General features: G+C 29.4%; 7 protein-coding genes. 4 read left to right on the top strand and 3 right to left on the bottom strand.

Annotated features, from left to right (window positions below):
* The 4 genes from KA858_RS09355 to KA858_RS09370 form a co-directional block, all read left to right on the top strand.
* The coding region (locus KA858_RS09355) for an SAUGI family uracil-DNA glycosylase inhibitor (protein ID WP_245342081.1) at positions 1–121 on the top strand (121 nt) is incomplete at its 5' end.
* Positions 122–207: 86 nt separating this feature from the next.
* Positions 208–519 (top strand): DUF960 domain-containing protein, encoded by a 312-nt coding sequence (locus KA858_RS09360; protein WP_210135530.1) that lies wholly within the window; start codon positions 208–210, stop codon positions 517–519.
* Between the two features lie 17 nt (positions 520–536).
* Positions 537–1,034: a DUF1643 domain-containing protein gene (locus KA858_RS09365; protein ID WP_179203670.1), complete on the top strand. Its 498-nt coding sequence runs from the start codon at positions 537–539 to the stop codon at positions 1,032–1,034.
* Positions 1,035–1,047: 13 nt separating this feature from the next.
* Entirely contained in the window at positions 1,048–1,269 is a 222-nt protein-coding gene (locus KA858_RS09370) for a hypothetical protein (protein WP_210135531.1), read from the top strand.
* 64 nt (positions 1,270–1,333) lie between these two features.
* Here KA858_RS09370 and KA858_RS09375 read toward each other — a convergent pair whose 3' ends face one another.
* From KA858_RS09375 to KA858_RS09385, 3 genes are all read right to left on the bottom strand, one after another.
* Positions 1,334–1,582: a hypothetical protein gene (locus tag KA858_RS09375; protein WP_049400185.1), complete on the bottom strand. Its 249-nt coding sequence runs from the start codon at positions 1,580–1,582 to the stop codon at positions 1,334–1,336.
* A gap of 48 nt (positions 1,583–1,630) precedes the next feature.
* Complete coding sequence (locus KA858_RS09380) at positions 1,631–2,815, bottom strand: restriction endonuclease subunit S (RefSeq protein ID WP_210135532.1); 1,185 nt, start codon at positions 2,813–2,815, stop codon at positions 1,631–1,633.
* Positions 2,808–3,099 (bottom strand): N-6 DNA methylase (locus tag KA858_RS09385; RefSeq protein ID WP_210135533.1); only part of this gene is annotated, 292 nt, incomplete at its 5' end. The genes KA858_RS09385 and KA858_RS09380, both read right to left, overlap by 8 nt.

Genomic DNA, 3,099 nt, shown 5'->3' on the forward strand with positions numbered 1-3,099 from the left:
ACTCATCAGTATTGGTTATCTAGATCATTTTGATATGGACTTTCTATACCTCACAGATACTAAAAATACGATTATCGATGAACGTCATTTACTAAAACAAGGAGGGAATGACCATGAATAATTGGATCAAATTGGCACAAATATCTGTTACAGTCATTAACGAAGTGATTGACATCATGAAAGAAAAGCAAAATGGAGGAAAATAGTATGAAAATCAATCGATACATCACAAGAGGCATTAGTGAACACCTATCTCTAGACCTTCAAATCTTACTTTGGAACATGGTAAAAGAACGGGACAATCAACCTCATACAGATTACCTACACATTTTTAGACTACAAGAAGATGAGAATATACTCTCAATCACACATGAACAAGAACAACCCGCATACAAATTGGAATATCACTATACAAACTATGTAAAAAATCAAAATGCATTACCTAAGAAAGTCTACGTTATTCGTGAAGATGACGTAGACACTTTTTATTATATGATGCTTTTGCCAGAAGAATACTAAAGGAAGTGATTATATATATGAATACAATCAAAAGTACGACAGAAGCCATATTTAGCGATGATGAACAACACCGCTACTTACTCAAGAAAACATGGGATGAAAAGAAACCCGCTTGTACAGTCATAACAATGTATCCCTATTTAGATGGTGTATTATCACTCGATCTTACCACTGTTCTTATTCTTAACCAATTAGCTAATTCTGAACAATATGGCGCTGTATATCTAGTTAATCTATTCTCTAATATTAAAACACCCCAAAATCTCAAACATATCAAAAATCCATATAATGAGCACACTGATATTCACTTGATGAAAGCGATAAGTGAAAGTGACACAGTGATTCTTGCTTATGGTGCCTATGCGAAGCGGCCTGTTGTCGTCGAACGTGTTGAGCAAGTGATGGAAATGTTAAAACCTCATAAAAAGAAAGTCAAAAAGCTTATTAATCCAGTAACGAATGAAATTATGCATCCGCTTAATCCTAAAGCACGTCAAAAATGGACATTGAAATAAAGGAGGATTATCTATGAACCATGAAACCACACACTCAGACTGGCGAACGATTGCTAATTGCTTAGCATCGCAAAATTATATTTCAATTGTAAAAGGTTTAGTACATCACTTCACAGCGATTGAAGATGAAGAAATATTGGATAAAATCTATGATGATTTTATGAATGATGACTCTATTACAACGGTACTTAACAATGATTTACAGACAATTATTAACCATTATCTATCAAAATAAAATTATAATATTATTTTTAATAAAACTAGAACCTCTCTCATTGTTAGGTGAGAGAGGTTTATTTCTAATTTTTTTTAGTGCCATTCAACTTTAATTTTTCTACTTGAAGTTTCATTTCTAAATCATCTGGTATTTCAGTATATTCTCCTACAGTAGAAATAACACCATATGTCAAAACTTTATATTCTTCTCCTGAATCATCTTTTAACTCTTCAATTTTATTTTCAACTTCTTTTCTATTATCACTTTGATATCTGTATACCTCAATATTCATTGAATTTAAAATGACTAATTCATAAATTGTTAATTGCATAATTTATATTCCTTTCTAATTAATTTACATAATAGGCCGTTATCAGAACTACACAAACATTTTCTGTAATAATCCTTTTTTACGTTCTTCCAATAATTTAATTTTATCTGATTGTCTATTTATTCTTATTTCAAATGTATTAAAAAAATCTCCAATTTTATTCACTACATTCCAGTTTACTTTATTATCATTATAGACTGGAAATTTTACTGTAGAATCCATTATAATTGGCCCAGAAAATTTTACAGACCAATTATAGGATTGAGTTAATTTTTTTAGTGACTCCATAATAAAAATATGAGAACCTCTTTTCAAATTTTCATTATGAATAACCCTCATTACATTAGAAGTAAAAAAATCCATCTCTTGAATAAACATAGCTTCAGGATTATCAATAGATATAGTAATACTTCCTTTTTTAAATAATTTTAATTTATTTTTATGGTAATCTAAAGTATCTTCGGATATGTGCATAAAAACTCCGTTGTTTGTTGTTTGAGCAATAACGTACGGGATATTTCCTTCTACCAAATTTGTTTTAGGTAATCTATTTCCACTTTCTATTTTTGAGAATATATCTTTAATTTTAAAATTACGCCAACTATAATCCGTATCACCTTTTTCGTTCTCAAAAAGAAATTGACGAGAGAAAATTTGTTGCATATATCCCTTTTTCTGTTCTTCTAATTTCGCTAACTTTTGTTCCTCTAATTCAATTTGTCGGTCAAGTTTGCTAAAAAAATTACCTAATTTATTTTTTTCAATATAGCTAGGCGAATAAATTTTATAAGGTAAAATATGTTTATTGTTAATTTGGGGAATAGTAGATGTATCCGCTATCCTATAGAGACCTTCTCTTAATATGGCATAATAATAAAATTCAGTGTCATTTACATCGTTAAACTCGAGTCCCATAAGATTTGTATCAATGTAGCCAGGAGTATTTATAATTCTTATTTTATTAAGTAATATAGCAGCTCCTCTTTTAGGAAAAATTATTACTTTTTTATTTAAAGGAGTATGTTTTTTTTCCACATACAAATCTGAGTAATCCTGAAATTTACTATTATTATTTAAATCATTCACTTTATATAATGGATATTCAGAACCTTCACTATAATAAGAAGGTGAGTGACCTGAAATTATAGATAATAATTTACCAAGCTCATTATTTTTCCACTCATCTTTAAATTCTGGAAATCTTAGTTCTGGAGTATTACGGTGTTTACTCATATTTTAACACTCCTAGTTCTTTAAGATATTCGTTGATTTCTGATTCAACTTCTGCAATGTCTTTATCAATATCTACAAGTTGTTGTTGGACTTGGTCTAAGTCAATCTGTTCTTCTTCTTCAAATGTATCGACATATCTTGGTATATTTAAGTTATAGTCATTGTCTTTGATTTCATCTAACGATGCTACATAGCTAAATTTATCAATCATTTCTCTATTACGATACGTTTCGACAATTTTATCAACATCTTCATCCGTGAGAAGATTTTGATTTTTACCTTTT

It is taken from the genome of Staphylococcus sp. GDX8P80P (assembly GCF_017893095.1).
Taxonomy (GTDB): Bacteria; Bacillota; Bacilli; order Staphylococcales; family Staphylococcaceae; genus Staphylococcus; species Staphylococcus borealis.

Excerpts from the sequence above, each read along its gene's own strand:
- KA858_RS09365 (WP_179203670.1), top strand. The coding sequence starts at position 537 with ATGAATACAATCAAAAGTACGACAGAAGCCATATTTAGCGATGATGAA.
- KA858_RS09380 (WP_210135532.1), bottom strand. The coding sequence starts at position 2,815 with ATGAGTAAACACCGTAATACTCCAGAACTAAGATTTCCAGAATTTAAA.
- KA858_RS09375 (WP_049400185.1), bottom strand. The coding sequence starts at position 1,582 with ATGCAATTAACAATTTATGAATTAGTCATTTTAAATTCAATGAATATT.
- KA858_RS09370 (WP_210135531.1), top strand. The coding sequence starts at position 1,048 with ATGAACCATGAAACCACACACTCAGACTGGCGAACGATTGCTAATTGC.
- KA858_RS09360 (WP_210135530.1), top strand. The coding sequence starts at position 208 with ATGAAAATCAATCGATACATCACAAGAGGCATTAGTGAACACCTATCT.